The following is a 16662-nucleotide window of genomic DNA, read 5'->3' as shown; positions in this document are numbered from 1 at the left end:
ATGCTGGAGGCGCGCGCGGTCTCGGCCTGGTTCGGCAGCCACCAGGTGCTCAGCCGGGTCTCGCTGACGATGCCCGCGGGCCAGGTGACGGCGCTCATCGGCCCCTCCGGCTGCGGCAAGTCCACCTTCCTGCGCACCCTGAACCGCATGCACGAGCTCATTCCCGGTGCGGCCTTCGGCGGCGAGGTCCTCTTCGAGGGCGAGGACGTCTACGCCCCCGAGCGGCGCCTGACGGACGCCCGCCGCAGCATCGGCATGGTGTTCCAGAAGCCCAACCCGTTCCCCGCGATGTCGATCTACGACAACGTGGTGGCGGGCCTGAAGCTGACGGGCGTCCGCGCCGGCCGCCGCGAGAAGGACGAACTGGTGGAGGAGTCACTGAGCCGCGCCGGCCTGTGGAAGGAGGTCCGCGACCGGCTCCGCCAACCGGGCGGCGCGCTCTCCGGCGGCCAGCAGCAGCGCCTGTGCATCGCCCGCGCGCTGGCCGTACGCCCCCGCGTCCTGCTCATGGACGAGCCGTGCTCCGCGCTCGACCCGACCTCCACCCGCCGCGTCGAGGAGACGATCCATGAACTCGCCGGCGAGGTGACCATCGTGATCGTCACCCACAACATGCAGCAGGCCGCCCGCGTCTCCCGGCAGTGCGCCTTCTTCCTCGCCGAACAGGGCACCCCCGGCGGCATCGTCGAGCACGGCGCCACCGAGGACGTCTTCGACTCCCCGAAGGACCAGCGGACCGCGGACTACGTGGCGGGCCGCTTCGGCTGACGCCACCTGACGGCGGAGGCCTCGGCGCGGCCCTGCCACGTGGCGGCGCCTGCCCCGCGGTGCGTGTCAGGGTGCGGTGAACAGGGTCGGGAAGCGCGGCGCGAGCCATGGTCTGCGGCCCCAGGCGACGACCTGTCCCCGCGCGATGGCCCGCCACGGGTTGCGGCGGCCCAAGGCGATCAGGAGGAAGGTGACGGGCTCGAGCAGGATGGTGCAGTCCGGACGGTCCGGTGGCCCCGGGGTCACGTTCACGGCGCCGTCGGCCAGGACGACGCCGAACGCCGCGCCGTTCCGTAGCCGGATGGCGTACCGGGCCGTGAGGCCGGCGGTGGCCGCCGGGTCGGCGACGCGCGGCATGACCGAGAGCATGAACGGCATGCAGAGCATCACGCGGTCGCGGTCGAGCATGTGCCTGCGGTGCGCTGCCCGAGCGAGGTCGTAACCGTGGCCCAGCATGTGCGTCAGCAGGTATGACCCGAGTACCGCCGGGTCCATGGGGCCGAGTGGGGTGAGGGGTGTCGGGTTCTCGGCCGGCCCGTGGGACGCGGCCTGCCCCACGGCCTCCAGGAACAGGCCGGCCTGCTCGCTGATCATCGTCGCCAGCGGCTCCGCCCGGCGCTCCCCGAACCCGGCCAGCGCACGCGCGTTGGCCGCGGCCAGACTCCCGGGTGTGCCGTCGCCGTACGGGCGTTCCCGTCCGGACGCGAGGTCGGCCATCAGCTCGTTGGCCAGCGCCAGATGGGCGGCCGCCTCGCCGACCGACCACCGCGATCCGGGTACGGGAGCCGAAGTGTCGGGCACCGCGCGCAGCAGAGCGGCTATGTCACCGGCGGTCTCGACGATCGCCTGCCCGAGCCCTTCGGGCAAAGGCCCTCTCCTGTCCTGCCGAGCCGTCGTACGCACACCGCGCCCCTTCCGCCTGGCGCGTCTCTCGCGCACGTGACGTCGCACCCAACCAGACCCGGGCATGCCCGACAAGCCCTCACGGGTGTCGTACCTCCAGGGGGTCCACGGCCGGACTCCGGCCATTCGGGTGATCTCCTTCTCAGGCCGAATGGCGCGGGAAACCAAGGCGGACAGGCCCGTCGAACGCTCGTCGCCGCCACGGCGATCCATGCGGAGTGGCAGCCCGACGCGGGCCGACACAAACTGAGATCCACGGTTCGCGATCCAGGAGGTCGAATGGTGGAGCAGTCCTCCGAGGTTCCCATATCCGGACCAGCGACCGAAACGGAAAGAAGACTCGCGGAGGTACTCGCCGACGTCGCGTCCCTCGAGCGCATTCCGGTCGACAGTCACTTCTTCACCGACCTCGGCGCCAACTCCCTGGTCATGGCCCAGTTCTGCGCAAGGATCAGGAAAATACCGGACCTGCCGTCCGCGTCGATGAAGGACATATACCGGCATCCCACGATCCGCAGCCTGTCGGTGGCTCTCGCGGCGGTGCCTCCCGCACCCGCCGAAGCGCCGGTGACGCCGACGGGCGGCCCGACGAGCCGGCCGACGAGCCGGCTGCACCATTTCCTCTGTGGCACCTGCCAATTGCTGGCCTTCCTGGCCTACTCCTTTGTGGCGGGCCTGGTCACCTCCCGGGGATACGAGTGGATCGCCACCGGATCAGGTCTGGCAGTGATTTACCTGAGGTCGCTTCTCTTCGGGGGCGCAGTCTTCGTGGCCATGTGCCTTTTCCCGGTCATCGCCAAATGGCTGCTCGTCGGCCGCTGGAAACCCGGCGAGTTCCCCGTCTGGGGTCTCTCCTATCTACGGTTCTGGCTCGTAAAAGTGCTCCTCCATGCCAATCCGATGGTCTTCTTCGTCGGAAATCCGCTGTACGTTCTCTACCTCCGGGCACTCGGCGCGCGCATCGGCAAGGGGGTCACGATCCTCTCCCGCTCCGTACCGGTCTGCACCGACCTGCTGACGATCGGGTCCGGAACGGTGATCCGCAAGGACGCGTTCCTGCTCTGCTACCGGGCACACGCGGGCCGCATCCAGACCGGACGGATCACGCTCGGCCGCGACGTGTTCGTCGGCGAGAAGACCGTCATCGACATCGACACGTCGATGGGCGACGGAGCGCAGATCGGTCACTCCTCGGCCCTGTACCGCGGCCAGTCGGTCCCGGACGGCGAGCACCGGCACGGCACCCCGGCACAGCCCACCCGGACCGACTATGTGCGGGTCGCGCCGGCGAGGTGCGGCACCCCGCGCCGGGCCTGGTTCGGACTCCTGACCCTGCTCCAGTTGTTCTTCCTGTACCTGCCGCTGGCCTTCGGCGGGGTGTACATGCTGTTCACCGGGGTTCCGGCGATCGGCAGACGACTGGCTCCGGACATGGACGGCCTCGCGCCGTCGGCCCTGATCACCGACGCGCTGCTGCTGTCCCTCGCGCTGTTCCTCGGCTTCGTCGTCGTGGGTCTCGTCGTGCTGTACACCGTGCCGCGGCTGCTGAGCCTGGCCGTCAGACCCGACCGGGTCTATCCGCTCTACGGATTCCACTACGCGGCGCACCGGGCGACGGCCCGCATGACCAACGTCAAGTTCTTCGCCTGGCTCTTCGGCGACAGCTCCTACATCGTCCACTACCTGCGCGGCCTCGGATACGACCTGTCCCGCGTCGAGCAGACCGGGTCCAACTTCGGCACCGAGGTGCAGCACGAGAGCCCCTTCCTGGTCTCCGTCGGCAGCGGCACGATGGTGGCCGACGGGCTCTCGATCCTCAACGCCGACTTCTCCAGCACGTCCTTCCGGGTGTCCCGGGCGTCGATCGGGGCACACAACTTCCTCGGCAACAACATCGCCTACCCCGCGGGCAGCAGGACGGGCGACAACTGCCTCCTCGCCACGAAGGTGATGGTGCCCCTCGACGGAGAGATCCGCGAAGGGGTGGGACTCCTGGGTTCCCCCTGCTTCGAGATCCCCCGGTCGGTGGAGCGCGACGCGCGGTTCGACCACCTGCGGACCGGGGACACACTGCGCCGGTGCCTCGCCGCGAAGAACCGCTACAACCTGCGCTCGATGGCCGTCATGCTGTTCGCGCGGTGGCTGCACACCTTCCTGCTCACGCTTCTCGCGCTCGCCTCCGTCGGCCTGTACGGCGTGCTCGGGCATGTGGTGATCGCCGGATATCTGGCACTCACGCTCGCGTCGACCACCCTCTACTACATCCTCGTGGAGCGCTGCATCACCTCGTTCCGCGCGCTGCGGCCCCAGTTGTTCTCCATCTACGACCCGCGTTTCTGGCGGCACGAGCGCCTGTGGAAGGTCCCGGACGAGCACCTGAACATCTTCAACGGGACGCCGTTCAAGCCGCTGGTCTGGCGGCTGCTGGGGGTGCGCATCGGCAGCAGGGTGTTCGACGACGGCTGCTACCTGACGGAGCGGACGCTCAGCACCATCGGCGACGACTGCACCCTCAACGCCGGTAGCAAGATCCAGTGCCACTCGCAGGAGGACGGCACCTTCAAGTCCGACGGCACCACCCTCGGCGCCGGCTGCACGCTCGGCGTCGGCGCCCATGTGCACTACGGCGTGACGATGGGCGACGGCGCCGTGCTGGCGACCGACTCCTTCCTGATGAAGGGCGAGGAAGTCCCCCCGAACGCCCAGTGGGGCGGCAACCCCGCCGCGGACCTGCCGGATGCCTCCGGCCAGTTCCGCGGCAGCGGCTCGGAAACAGCAATGTCTACGGCGGGCGGCGCTGCGGCGACGCTGAGTTGAGGAAGGCCATGCGATGGGAGCGCGCGTAGAGGCGGACCGGGAGTACTGGAGCCGTGTGCTGACCGCCGGAGGTGTCACCCCGGTGCCACGCTGGGCTCCGGAGCCGGTCGCGGGAGTCGCCGAGTACGAGGCGACCGTGCCGGACGCCGTGGCGGCAGCGGTGCGTGAGCTGGCGCGGCGGTCGGCGGTGCCGGTGAGCGCGGTGCTGCTGGCAGCGCACACCAAGGTGCTGGCCGCCGTGTCCGGTGAGCGGGAGGTCGTGACGGGTTACGTCGCGGGGGAGCGGGGCGGACCGCTGCCGTGCCGGCTGACCGTTCCCGACGGGACCTGGCGCTCGCTCGTGTCCGAGGCGCACCGGGTCCAGGCCGAGTTGCTGACACACCGGCACTTCCCGGTGGAGGAGCTGCGGCAGGAACTGACGGTGGCGGGCCCGTCGTACGAGGTCGTGTTCGACCCGGCGGGGGCGGAGGGCGGGCTCGTCGACGACGCCGCGCTGGGTGTGGGCTGGTGGGACCGGGACGGGCGGCTGTCGGTGCGGCTGCGGTACCGCACGCAGGTGCTGGACACCGACTGCGCCGCCCGGGTCGGGGGCTATCACCTGGCCGCGCTGCGGTTGATCGCGGCGGACCCGGACGCCGATCACACCCGGCAGAGCCTGCTGTCCGCCGACGAGGTGCACGAGCAGATCGAGGGACTGGCCGGGCCCCGCCGCGAACTGCCGTCGGCGCGGGTGCACGAACTGTTCGAGCAGCGGGTGCGCGCGCATCCGGATCTGGTGGCGGCGGTGCACGGCGAGCGGGAGTGGACGTACGGCGAGCTGAACGCCCGCGCCAACCGCCTGGCACGGGCCCTCCTGGAGCGAGGCCTCGACCGCGAGGACGTGGTCGCGGTGGTCACCGAACGCCATCTCGACTGGCTGGCGGCGACCTTGGCGGTGTTCAAGGCGGGCGGCGTCTACCTGCCGATCGAACCCCACTTCCCCGCCGGACGGATCACGGCGACCCTGTCACGAGCCGGGTGCCGGCTGGTGCTGACCGAATCCGGTGGCACCGACACCCTCGACCGGGCCCTGACCACCCTGCCGGGCGTCGAGAAGCTGCCGATCGAGACGGCGTACCGGGAGCAGCACGACGGCGGAGACGTCGGCGTGAAGGTCGCCGCCGGCCAACTCGCCTACATCTACTTCACCTCCGGCTCCACCGGTGAGCCCAAGGGCGCGATGTGCGAACACGCGGGCCTGCTCAACCACCTCCACGCCAAGATCGACGACCTGGAGATCGCCGAGGGATCGGTGGTGGCGCAGACGGCCCCGCAGTGCTTCGACATCTCGCTGTGGCAACTGGTGTCCGCGCTGCTCGTCGGCGGGCGGACCCTGCTGGTCGGGCAGGAGGCGATCCTGGACGTCGAGCGGTTCCTCGACACCGTCGTCGGCGGCCGGGTCGCCGTGGCGCAGGTCGTGCCCTCCTACCTGGAAGTGGTCGTCTCGTACCTGGAACGGCAGCCCCGCGCGCTGCCGGACCTGCGGTGTGTCTCGGTGACCGGCGAGGCGCTCAAACGGGAGCTGATCCAGCGCTGGTTCGCGATCCAGCCCGGGATCAAGCTGGTCAACGCCTATGGCCTGACGGAGACGTCGGACGACACCAACCACGAGGTCATGGCCGGCGTCCCCGAGCGTGTGCTGCTCGGGCGTGCGGTCAACAACGTCCACGTCTACGTCGTCGACGAGCACCTGTCCCTGGTGCCCCTGGGCGCGCCGGGACTGATCGCCTTCTCCGGCGTCTGTGTCGGGCGGGGCTACGTCAACGACCCCGAGCGGACCCGTGAGGCCTACCGGGAGGACCCGTACCGGCCGGGGGAGCGGCTGTACCTCGGCGGTGACTGGGGCCGCTGGCAGCCCGGCGGCAGACTGGAGTTCCTCGGCCGCCGGGACAACCAGGTCAAGATCCGTGGCTTCCGCATCGAGATCGGTGAGATCGAGAACACCCTGCTGCGGGTGCCCGGAGTACGCGACGGCGCGGTGGTCGTCGCCGAACGGGGCGACCACAGCAAGCACCTGAACGCCTTCTACACCGGCCGGCACCTCCAGCCGGACGCGCTGCGCGAAGCCCTGGGTGCCGAACTGCCCGCCTACATGATCCCCTCCGCCTTCCACTGGCAACCCGCCCTGCCGCTGACCGCCAACGGAAAGACCGACCGGAAGGCCCTCACCGCGCAGGCCGAGCGGACGGCTGCCGTACAGCCCGTACAGAGCGACGGCACGGGTGCGCGCGACGACGGCCCCCTCACCCCGACCGAGCGGAAGCTGGCCGCCGCGTGGGCGGAGCTGCTGGGCGTCCCCGAGCACCGGATCGGCCGCACGGACCACTTCTTCGACTCCGGCGGCACCTCACTGTCGGCGGTGAAACTCACCATCGCCCTGGACCGTGCCGTGTCCCTCAAGGACATCACCCGGCACCCGGTACTGTCCGACCTCGCCGCCCTCCTCGACGGCACCTCCCGGCAGCGCCCGGAACTGCTCCAGTCGCTGTCGGAAGGGGGCGGTGCGCCGGACTGCGTACTGGTGTGCTTCCCCTACGCGGGCGGCAACGCGGTCAACTACCGGCCGATGGCGGGCGCCCTGGCGGCCGGCGGGGTCGCGGTGCACGCCGTCGACCTGCCCGGTCACGACCTGGCCGCCCACCCCGAGCCGTTCGCGCCGATCGAGCAGGTGGCGGACCGGGTCGCCGCCGAGATCACCGCCCGCGGCCTGACCAGGGTCATGCTGTGGGGCCACTCTTCCGGCGCCGCGATGGCGGTGGCGACGGCGAGGAAGCTCCAGGAGCACGGCGTCGACGTCACCCGGGTGTTCCTCGCCGCCCAGCTGCTCGGCACCGCCTCCGGCCGGCGTGCCGCCATCGCCGAACTGACGGGTCTGAGCGACGCCCGCATCGCCGCGGGACTGACCGCCGACAGCGGCTACACCGAACTGCGGGAGCTGAACGCCGAGCACGCCGAGCACGTCGGTGCCGCCTACCGGCACGACTGCGTGTCCGCCCACCGCTACTTCGCCGCCGCCCTGGCGGCCCCACCCGCGGTGAAGCTGACCGCGCCGGTCACCGTGGTCGTCGCCGCCGACGACCCCAGCACCGCCGGGTACGCCGACCGCGGGCACGACTGGCGGCTCCTGGCCGAACGCGTGGAGCTGCACGAACTCGCCGACGGCGGTCACTACTTCCTGCGCACCCGCCCGGCCGAGGCCGCCCGGGCCGTCCTGGGCGCCGTCGAACCCCTGGCCTCCTCCTGAACCTCCCGTCGCCTCCCACGGGGCAACCGAAAGGAGACAGCGATGTCTTCCTCACCACCCCTGGCCGCACCGCTCGACGTACCGCCGCAGCCGGACAGACCTCCGATCCTGCGGGTCGAGTCCCCCGGGGACGCGGCGAGCTGGGCGGCCGAGCACCGCGAAGCGCTGCGGGCCCAGGTCACCGAGCACGGTGCGCTGCTCGTCCGGGGCCTGGGGCTGCGGGACGCGGCCGGGGCCGGCGCCGTGTTCAGGGCACTGACCGGCGGCCTGATGACCGAGCAGGAGGCCTTCGCCCCCCGCGACTCCCACGGCCCGGGGGTGTACTCCTCCACGACCTGGCCGGCGAACCAGCCGATGTGCATGCACCACGAACTGAGCTACGCGCTGGAGGTGCCCGGCCTGATGCTGTTCGCGTGTCTGACCGCGCCCGGCCAGGGCGGGGCGACGGCGGTGGCCGACGCGGAGGAGATGCTCCGGGCGCTGCCCACCGAGGTGACCGAACGCTTCGAACACGAGGGCTGGCTGCTGACCCGCGCCTACAACGAGGAGATCGGGGCGTCCCTGACGGAATCCTTCGGCACCGACGACCGCGCCGCCGTCGAGGAGTACTGCCGCGCCCACGCCATCGACTTCACCTGGCAGCCCGACGGGTCCCTGCACACCCGGCAGCGGCGCAGCGCCGTGGTACGGCACCCGCTCACCGGCAGGCGGTGCTGGTTCAACCAGATCGCCTTCCTCAACGAGTGGACGCTCGCCCCGGAGGTGCGCGAGTACCTGGTCGACGTCTACGGCGCGGACGCACTGCCGTTCAACACCCGCTTCGGAGACGGCACCCCGATCGGCGAGGACATCGTCCGGCTGCTCAACACCGCCTACGAGGAGCACACCCGGCGCGAGCCCTGGCAGGACGGTGACCTCATGCTCGTCGACAACATCCGTACCGCGCACAGCAGAGAGGCCTTCACCGGAGAGCGCCGGGTACTGGTCGGCATGGCCGAGCCCCGGCGGTTGCCCGATGGCTGCCCGACCCCGGAGGCGAGCCGGCGATGACCAACCTGTTGTCACCCACCACCCAGCGGTCCGGCTCCGGCCCGGCCCCGGCGCCGACCTTCGCGGTGATCCCCGGCGCCCAGGTCCAGCGGGCTCTGAGCGGGCGCGAGAAGCAGATCGTGGAACTCGTCGAGGCCACCTACCGGCTGCACGGCGCCGGCCGGTCCGTGAACCCCCCGTCGTACTTCCTGCGCTTCCCGGACCGCCCCGCGGACCGGATCATCGCGCTGCCGGCCTCCATCGGCGGGTCGGTCCACGTCGACGGCCTGAAATGGATCTCCAGCTTCCCGGCCAACGTCGACGCGGGCCTGCCCCGGGCCTCCGCGGTCCTCATCCTCAACGACCACGACACGGGCTACCCCTTCGCCTGCCTGGAGAGCTCCATCATCAGCGCGACCAGAACCGCGGCCTCCGCCGCACTGGCCGCCGACCTGCTCAGCCGCACCCGGCCCCGCCCCGCACGCGTCGGCTTCTTCGGCACGGGCCTGATCGCCCGCTACATCCACACCTTCCTGACGGGCACCGACCGGGACTTCGACAAGATCGGCGTGTACGACGTCTCCGCCGACAGCGCGGCCGGTTTCCGCGGCTACCTGGAGCAGACCGGCGCCCCCGGCCAGATCACGGTCCATGACAGTGCCGAGGAACTGATCCGCTCCAGCGACCTCGTGGTCTTCGCCACCATCGCGGGCGCACCCCACGTCAGCGACCCGGCCTGGTTCACCCACAACCCCCTGGTCCTGCACATCTCCCTGCGCGATCTCGCCCCGGAGATCCTGCTGTCCTCGGCCAACATCGTCGACGACATCGAGCACTGTCTGAAGGCCGACACCTCTCCGCACCTGGCCGAACAGCTCACGGGCAACCGTGACTTCCTGGACGGCACCCTCGACGACGTCATGAGCGGCCGGCTCACCCCGCCGTCCGACCGGCCGGTGATCTTCTCACCGTTCGGACTCGGTGTCCTCGACCTCGCCGTCGGCAAGTACGTCTACGACGAAGTGGCCCGGGCGGGTCAGCTCCGCCTCATCGACGACTTCTTCCACGACCTGCGCCGGTACGGCTGAGGCGAATCCGCTCGGCGCCGGCATCCGGAGGCCCACCGTGCCTGTCATATCCGCTCCCCATGCCTTCAACGAAGGCCAGCTGTTCGTCGACCTCGAGCCGGTCCTCGGGTGCCGTCTCCACCTGAAGTGCGAAGGCTTCAATTTCGCCGGCTCCGTCAAGTTGAAGGCCGCGAACGAGATGGTGGAGGCAGCAGAGCGAGACGGCCTGCTCACCGAGGACTCGATCGTGGTCGAGTCCTCCTCCGGGAACCTGGGCGTGGCGCTCAGCATGATCGCCGCCAGCAAGGGCTACCGGTTCCTGTGCGTGACGGACTCCCGTTGCAACCTGTCGACCAGACTCCTGATGGAGGCGCTGGGCAGCGAGGTGCACATCGTGGCCGACCTGGACGCCAACGGTGGCTTCCTCGGCAAGCGGATCGAGTACGTCCGCGCGCTGTGCGCGTCCGACGACCGCTATGTGTGGCTCAGCCAGTACACCAACGCGGGCAACTGGCGGGCGCACTACCGCACCACGGGACCGGAGATCGCCGGCCACTTCCCGCGGCTCGACGTGCTGTTCGTCGGGGCGGGCACGACCGGGACCCTGATGGGCTGCGCGCGCTACTTCCGGCAGTGGCACCGGCCGGTGCGGATCGTCGCCGTGGACTGCGTGGGCTCGGTCTCCTTCGGCGGCGAGCCGGGCCGCCGGATGATCCCCGGCCTGGGCATGAGCATGCGTCCGCCGCTGCTCGACGAGTCCTACGTCGACGACGTCGTCCGGGTCGAGGAGGTGGACACCATTCGCACCTGCCACCGACTGGCCCGCCGTGGATTCCTGTTCGGCGGCTCCACCGGGACCGTGGTCAGCGGCGCGACGGACTGGCTCGCCCGGCACGACACGGGAGGCCTGACCGCGGTGGCCATCGCTCCCGATCTCGGCGAGCGCTACCTCGACACCATCTACCAGGCCAACTGGCTCCAGGACCTGTACGGCGACGAGATCTTCGACCCCGAAGAGGTGCCCGCGACCTCCCCGAGGGGCAAGCCGACGGAGCGGCGCCGCGCCGTCGGCGGCGACCGTGGAGGGCAGCACTGAAGGGGCCGGAACGGCGGGGGCCCTCACCCCGGCCGCGATCCTGCGACCGTGACTCATGCCCCTGATGCCCGTATCCTCGTCAATGCCAGACTTTTCCGTAAAGGTACGAAAAGTGGATTGTCTCGGGTGTGAGTGGGGCGAAGCGTGGTTCGGTCCGGCGGAGAACCGAAACCGGCGGGGCGTGCGACAGGCGGCACAGGGCCCGCCCGTTTCCGCGAGCGGTTTCTGCAGGGTGAGCCGGTCGAGACGGGCGTACGCATCTCGATCCTGAACTCCTGGCAGCGCTGCCGCTCCCTGGGACTCTCGCCCGACCAGCGCGACCTTCCCTTCCGGGAGGACTTCGATCCCGCCGGACGGATCGTGCGCGCGGCCGTGCCGGTGCTCGACCGGCTCCAGGTGAAGTTCTCCGGCAGCGAGATGAACATCTCCGTCGCCGATGGGAACGGAACGGTCCTCTTGCGCCGGTTCGGGCGGGCGTCGCTGGTCAGAAGCCTCCCGGCGTTCCAGAAGGTCCCGGGCTTCGTGTTCGCCGAGCCGGTCGCCGGCACCAACGGGATCGGGCTGGCCCTGGCGGAGCGGCAACTCATCCGGGTCTACGGAGCCGAGCACTTCGCCGAGCGCTCCCAGGGCAGCGCCTGCCTCGCGCTGCCCGTCCGTGACCCGCTCAACGGGCGCATCGAGGGCGTGCTGTGCATGGGCTATCCGCGCAGCGACGAGACCCCGGGCCTGGGCGCGGTGATACGCAAGGCGGCCGCGGCCATCGAGCGGAGGCTGCTGGGACAGAGCTCCGAACGCGAGCGCGCGCTGCTGACGGCGTACCTCGCGGCGGAGGCCGAAGCGGTGGCGGACCCGCACCACAGCGTCGCCGTGGACGAACTGGCCCCCGAGCTGCGCCCACGTGACCAGGCCATGCTCCTGGAGAAGGCCACCGAGCTGATCTCCCGCGCGCAGCGGGCCGCCGTGGAGGTGTCCCTGCTCGACGGACGGCGGGTGACACTCCTGAGCCGTCCGATGACGAGTGCCTCCGGGACGGAAGGCATCGCCGTCGAGGTCGTCCTCGTCGGGGCCTCGCCGGCGGGTTCCCTCGTCGTCCCGCACCAGTTCGACTCGCCGTCGGGCTTCCCCGTCCAGCCTGCCCTCGTCTGTGCCGTCCCCTCGCTCGCGCGCCTGTCCGCCACTCCGCCGTCGGGGCACCCTCTCGCCGACGCCGCGCCCGGCCTGGTCGCCGTGGGCGGGACGGCACTGACCAACGGGGCCGACGGCACGGCGGACGACCACCCCGGCCGGCCGTCCGAGGCCAGGGGGCTGGTGATGGTGGGGGAGCCGCGCGTGGCGACGTACGCCCTGGCCGCGCGCCGCCGGCTGGAGCTGCTGTCCGAGGCCAGTGCGCGCGTGGGTACCACCCTGGATGTGCGCCGTACCGCCGAGGAGCTCACCGAGACGGCCGTCCCGCGACTGGCCGACTACGTCACCATCGACCTCGTCGAGGCCGTGGTGCGCGGTGAGGAGTCCGCGGACCCCCTCGGCGACCTGCGCCGCGCCGTGGTCCACGGCATCCGCGACGACCTTCCCTTCATCCCGGTGGGCAAGCGGCCCGACTTCGGCCCGACCGCGCCCCAGCTGCGCTGTCTGACCAGCGGACAGGCGGTGCTGGAACCGGACCTGAAGGTCGCCGCCGGCTGGCTCGCCCTCGACCCCGAGCACACCGACGCGCTGCTGGTCCACGTCCACTCCCTCATCGCGGTACCCCTGGTCGCCCGCGGTGTCGTGCTCGGCGTCGCCGGCTTCTACCGCGCCCAGGACCCGGCCCCCTACGGGGATGACGACGTCTCGCTGGCCCAGGAACTCGCCAGCCGTGCCGCCCTGTCCATCGACAACGCCCGGCGCTACACGCACGAGCGCACCATGGTCCTGGCCCTCCAGCGCAGACTGCTTCCGCACGGCCTGCCCGACCAGAACGCCGTCGAGGTCGCCCACCGCTACCTGCCCGCCGAAGCCGACGTGGGCGGGGACTGGTACGACGTCATCCCCCTCTCCGGCAGCCGCGTCGGCCTCCTGGTGGGCGACGTCGTCGGCCACGGCATGCTCTCGGCCGCCACCATGGGCCGGCTGCGCACCGCCGCACGCAGCTACGCCGAGCTCGACTTCTCCCCGGACGAGGTCCTCATCCACCTCGACAACCTCGTGGGGCGCCTGGACCGGGAGGACCCCGACGGCGAGGGCACCGGGATCATCGGCGCGACCTGCCTGTACGCCATCTACGATCCGACCACGCAGCGGTGCGTCATGGCCCGCGCCGGTCACCCGCCGCCCGCCCTGGTCCGCCCCGACGGCACCGTCACCTACCCCGACCTGCCGGCCGGACCCCCGCTCGGCCTCGGCGGGCTGCCCTTCGACGCCGTCGAGATCGACCTGCCCGAGGACAGTCAGCTGGTCCTCTACACGGACGGACTCATCGAGGACCGGAACCGCGACGTCGACGCGGTCCTCGAGCAGTTGCGCGGAGCCCTGGCGCACGCGAACCGCACACCCGACGAGACCTGTGAGGCGATCCTGGACGCGGTGGCACCCAGCCACCCGTGCGACGACATCGCGCTGCTCGTCGCCCGCGCCCACGCCGTGGACGCCCGGCGGATCGCCACCTGGGACCTGGCCGCCGACCCCGCCCTGGTCAGCGAGGTCCGTGCGTCCGCGAACCGGCAACTGGCCGACTGGGGCGTCGACGAGGCGGCGTTCGCCGCGGAACTGATACTGAGCGAGCTGATCACCAACGCCATCCGCCACGGGGCCGGCCCCATCCGGGTGAGGCTGCTGCACGACCGGGCCCTGATCTGCGAGGTCTCCGACACCAGCAACACCGCCCCCCACCTCCGTCGGGCGGCCAGCACCGACGAGGGGGGCCGCGGCCTGTTCCTCGTCGCGCAGTTGTCCCGGAGCTGGGGCACGCGCTATCTGTCGCAGGGCAAGGTCATCTGGGCCGAGTGCGGGCTCGACGCCGCGTGAGAGGGGTGCGGCACGCCCGGGTATGCCCGAAATAGAATGTTTTATTCGGCTAGTATCCCGCTTGTGCACGACGCTCCAGACCCGTCTGCGAAGGCGCCGGCGCCCTTCGGGACACCACCCCTGGTCCGCATCCGCGGGCTCGGCAAGCGGTTCGGCGGCACCGTCGCGCTGGCCGGGGTCGACCTCGACGTCCACGCCGGAAGCGTCCTCGCCCTCCTCGGGCCCAACGGCGCGGGAAAGTCCACGCTCATCAAAGTGCTCGCCGGCGTCCATCACGCCGACGCCGGGCGGATCACGGTGGACGGGCACCCGCTCGGCAGCGCCGCCGCCTCCCGGCGCATGTCCTTCATCCACCAGGACCTCGGTCTCGTGGAATGGATGACGGTCGCCGAGAACGTCGCCCTGACCACCGGGTATCCGCGACGCGCCGGGCTGATCTCCTGGCGGCGCACCCGCGAGCGCGGCGCCGACGCCCTGGGGATCGTCGCCGGACATCTCGACCCCGACGCGCCGATCGCCCGGCTCGGCCCGGCCGAGCGGTCACTGGTCGCCATCGCCAGAGCCCTGGCGGCGCGCGCGAAGCTCATCGTCCTCGACGAGCCGACCGCCCGTCTCCCGGCCCCGGACTGCGCCCGGCTCTTCCGCGTCCTGCACACCCTGCGCGACCAGGGACACGCCATCCTCTACGTGAGCCACCGCCTCGACGAGGTGTACCAGGTCGCCGACACCTTCGCCGTCCTGCGCGACGGCCGCCTCGTCAGCCACGGCCCGCTGGAGGGCCACAGCCCCGGCCGCCTGGTGCACGACATCGTCGGCGAGGAACCGGCCGACTACCGGCCCGCCACGGCTCCGGCCGAAGGGCCGCCCGTACTCACTCTCGACGGCGTACGGACCGCCGGCGCCGGACCGGTCAGCCTGGAGCTCAGGGCCGGGGAGGTCCTGGGACTGGTCGGTCTCACCGGCGCCGGACACCTGGACCTGGGCCGGGCCCTCGCCGGCTCCCACCCCCTCCTCGACGGGCGGACCCTGCTCGGCGGCCTGCCCTATCACCCCCGCACGGTCGCCGGCGCCGTCCGGCTCGGTGTCGGCTTCGTGCCGGGCGACCGACTGCGGGAAGGGTGCGCCGCCGACCTGACCGTACGGGAGAACCTCCTGGCCAATCCGCGCGCGGGAGGCACGGCGCCGATCTGGATCGGCCCTCGCCGCGAACGGGCCGAGGCCGTGACCCTGATGGAACGGTTCTCGGTGCGCCCCCGTGACAGCGAGGCGCCCCTCGCCACCCTGTCCGGCGGAAACCAGCAGAAAGTCATGATCGGCCGATGGCTGCGGGCAGGCCCGCGCCTGCTGATCCTCGAGGAGCCGACCGCGAGCGTGGACCTCGGAGCCAGGGCCACGATCTACCGCCTGCTCGACGAGGCGCTGGCCGCGGGCCTCGCGGTCCTGCTCGTCTCCACCGACTTCGAGGAGGTCGCGCGCGTGTGCCGGCGGGCCGTGGTCCTCGTCCGCGGGGCCGTGACGGCCGAACTGAGCGGCCCGGCCCTCACGGTCGCCGGGCTCACCCGGGCGGCCTCGGCCCTGCCTCGTTCCGGAACCGCGACGAACCCATGACGGCTCCGCCCTCGCCCTCCTCGCCCCGGCCGCGACCGCACCGACCGGGCGGGCACCTCATCGGCGCCTACGGCCTCCTGGTCCTCACGGCCCTGCTCGTCCTGATCTTCTCCCTCGCCCTGCCGCGCACCTTTCCCACCCTCGACACCCTCGACTCGATCCTGTCCAACCAGTCGATCCCGGCCGTCCTCGCGCTCGCCGCCATGGTCCCCATCGTGACCGGCGCGTTCGACCTCTCCCTCGGCTACGGCCTCGGCCTGGCGCACGTCATGGTGATGCGGCTCCTCGTCCACGACGGGTGGCCCTGGCCGCTCGCCTGTCTCGTGGTGATCGCCGGCGGGGCGGTCGTCGGCGTCCTCAACGGTGTGATCGTCGAGTTCGGCCGGATCGACTCCTTCATCGCCACCCTCGGGACCGGCAGCATGATGTACGCCGTCACCGGCTGGATCACCGACGGCGGCCGGATCGTCCCCGGCCCGCGAGGCCTCCCGGCCGGCTTCACCGACCTCTACGACGCCACGTTCCTCGGCCTTCCGGTCCCCGCCTTCTACGTCCTCGCCCTCGCGCTGGTCCTCTGGCTGCTCCTGGAGCGGCTGCCGCTCGGCCGCTACCTGTACGTCGTCGGCTCGAACCCGCGCGCCGCCGACCTCGTCGGCATCCCGGTCCGCACGTACACCGTGTACGCGTTCGCCGGATCGGGGCTGCTCGTCGGCATCGCCGGTGTGCTGCTCGCGGCCGAGCAGCAGATCGGCAATCCGAGCGTCGGTCTCGACTATCTGCTGCCCGCCTTCACCGGCGCCCTCCTCGGCTCCACGGCGATCAAACCGGGCCGCCCCAACGCCCTCGGCACCGTGGTCGCCGTCGCCGTCCTCGCCGTCGGCCTCACCGGCATCGCCCAGCTGGGCGCCGACTTCTGGACGGTCCCGCTGTTCTACGGCGGCACCCTGCTCATCGCCGTCGGCCTGGCCGGCTACGCCGCCCGCCGCCGGCTGCGCACCGGCGCCGCCGCGGCCCGCGACACGCCGGCCGAACCGCCGCCACCGTCCACCCCGACACAGGAGGGCGGCACCACCGGTCCCGCTCCCTGA

At 71.6% G+C, this 16662-nt stretch carries 10 protein-coding genes; 9 read left to right on the top strand and 1 reads right to left on the bottom strand.

The window, feature by feature from the left end; translation table 11 throughout:
- Window positions 1-768, top strand: coding sequence for a phosphate ABC transporter ATP-binding protein PstB (gene pstB / locus ABZ915_RS24670; RefSeq protein ID WP_361807404.1), 768 nt, complete (start codon window positions 1-3; stop codon window positions 766-768).
- 66 nt (window positions 769-834) lie between these two features.
- Here pstB and ABZ915_RS24665 read toward each other — a convergent pair whose 3' ends face one another.
- A complete protein-coding gene (locus ABZ915_RS24665) occupies window positions 835-1635 on the bottom strand; it encodes a maleylpyruvate isomerase family mycothiol-dependent enzyme (RefSeq protein WP_361806984.1) in 801 nt (266 codons plus the stop codon).
- Between the two features lie 315 nt (window positions 1636-1950).
- Between ABZ915_RS24665 and ABZ915_RS24660 the strand changes: the two genes are divergently transcribed.
- The 8 genes from ABZ915_RS24660 (at window position 1951) to ABZ915_RS24625 (ending at window position 16662) form a co-directional block, all read left to right on the top strand.
- Window positions 1951-4488, top strand: coding sequence for a Pls/PosA family non-ribosomal peptide synthetase (locus ABZ915_RS24660; RefSeq protein ID WP_361806981.1), 2538 nt, complete (start codon window positions 1951-1953; stop codon window positions 4486-4488).
- A 13-nt stretch (window positions 4489-4501) separates the two neighbouring features.
- Entirely contained in the window at window positions 4502-7771 is a 3270-nt protein-coding gene (locus ABZ915_RS24655) for an amino acid adenylation domain-containing protein (RefSeq protein ID WP_361806978.1), read from the top strand.
- 42 nt (window positions 7772-7813) lie between these two features.
- On the top strand, window positions 7814-8821 hold the full coding sequence (locus tag ABZ915_RS24650) for a TauD/TfdA family dioxygenase (protein WP_361806975.1): 1008 nt from the start codon (window positions 7814-7816) through the stop codon (window positions 8819-8821).
- The gene (gene sbnB / locus ABZ915_RS24645) at window positions 8818-9888 is read left to right on the top strand and encodes a 2,3-diaminopropionate biosynthesis protein SbnB (RefSeq protein WP_361806972.1); all 1071 of its coding nucleotides are present in this window, start codon (window positions 8818-8820) and stop codon (window positions 9886-9888) included. Before ABZ915_RS24650 ends, sbnB begins: the two co-directional genes overlap by 4 nt.
- Before the next feature lie 37 nt (window positions 9889-9925).
- The gene (gene sbnA / locus ABZ915_RS24640; RefSeq protein ID WP_361806969.1) at window positions 9926-10963 is read left to right on the top strand and encodes a 2,3-diaminopropionate biosynthesis protein SbnA; all 1038 of its coding nucleotides are present in this window, start codon (window positions 9926-9928) and stop codon (window positions 10961-10963) included.
- Between the two features lie 144 nt (window positions 10964-11107).
- The gene (locus tag ABZ915_RS24635) at window positions 11108-13966 is read left to right on the top strand and encodes a SpoIIE family protein phosphatase (protein WP_361806966.1); all 2859 of its coding nucleotides are present in this window, start codon (window positions 11108-11110) and stop codon (window positions 13964-13966) included.
- A 63-nt stretch (window positions 13967-14029) separates the two neighbouring features.
- Complete coding sequence (locus ABZ915_RS24630; protein WP_361806963.1) at window positions 14030-15574, top strand: sugar ABC transporter ATP-binding protein; 1545 nt, start codon at window positions 14030-14032, stop codon at window positions 15572-15574.
- Entirely contained in the window at window positions 15571-16662 is a 1092-nt protein-coding gene (locus tag ABZ915_RS24625) for an ABC transporter permease (protein ID WP_361806960.1), read from the top strand. Before ABZ915_RS24630 ends, ABZ915_RS24625 begins: the two co-directional genes overlap by 4 nt.

It is taken from the genome of Streptomyces sp. NPDC046915, from assembly GCF_040644935.1.
GTDB lineage: Bacteria > Actinomycetota > Actinomycetes > Streptomycetales > Streptomycetaceae > Streptomyces.
The sequence above is the reverse complement of the archived record's forward strand: the minus strand, read 5'-3'. Positions and strand labels throughout refer to the sequence as shown.

What these genes read in the sequence shown, in the direction of transcription:
- ABZ915_RS24650 (WP_361806975.1), top strand. Translation starts at nt 7,814, where the DNA reads ATGTCTTCCTCACCACCCCTGGCCGCACCGCTCGACGTACCGCCGCAG.
- ABZ915_RS24655 (WP_361806978.1), top strand. Translation starts at nt 4,502, where the DNA reads ATGGGAGCGCGCGTAGAGGCGGACCGGGAGTACTGGAGCCGTGTGCTG.
- sbnB (WP_361806972.1), top strand. Translation starts at nt 8,818, where the DNA reads ATGACCAACCTGTTGTCACCCACCACCCAGCGGTCCGGCTCCGGCCCG.
- ABZ915_RS24625 (WP_361806960.1), top strand. Translation starts at nt 15,571, where the DNA reads ATGACGGCTCCGCCCTCGCCCTCCTCGCCCCGGCCGCGACCGCACCGA.
- pstB (WP_361807404.1), top strand. Translation starts at nt 1, where the DNA reads ATGCTGGAGGCGCGCGCGGTCTCGGCCTGGTTCGGCAGCCACCAGGTG.
- ABZ915_RS24660 (WP_361806981.1), top strand. Translation starts at nt 1,951, where the DNA reads ATGGTGGAGCAGTCCTCCGAGGTTCCCATATCCGGACCAGCGACCGAA.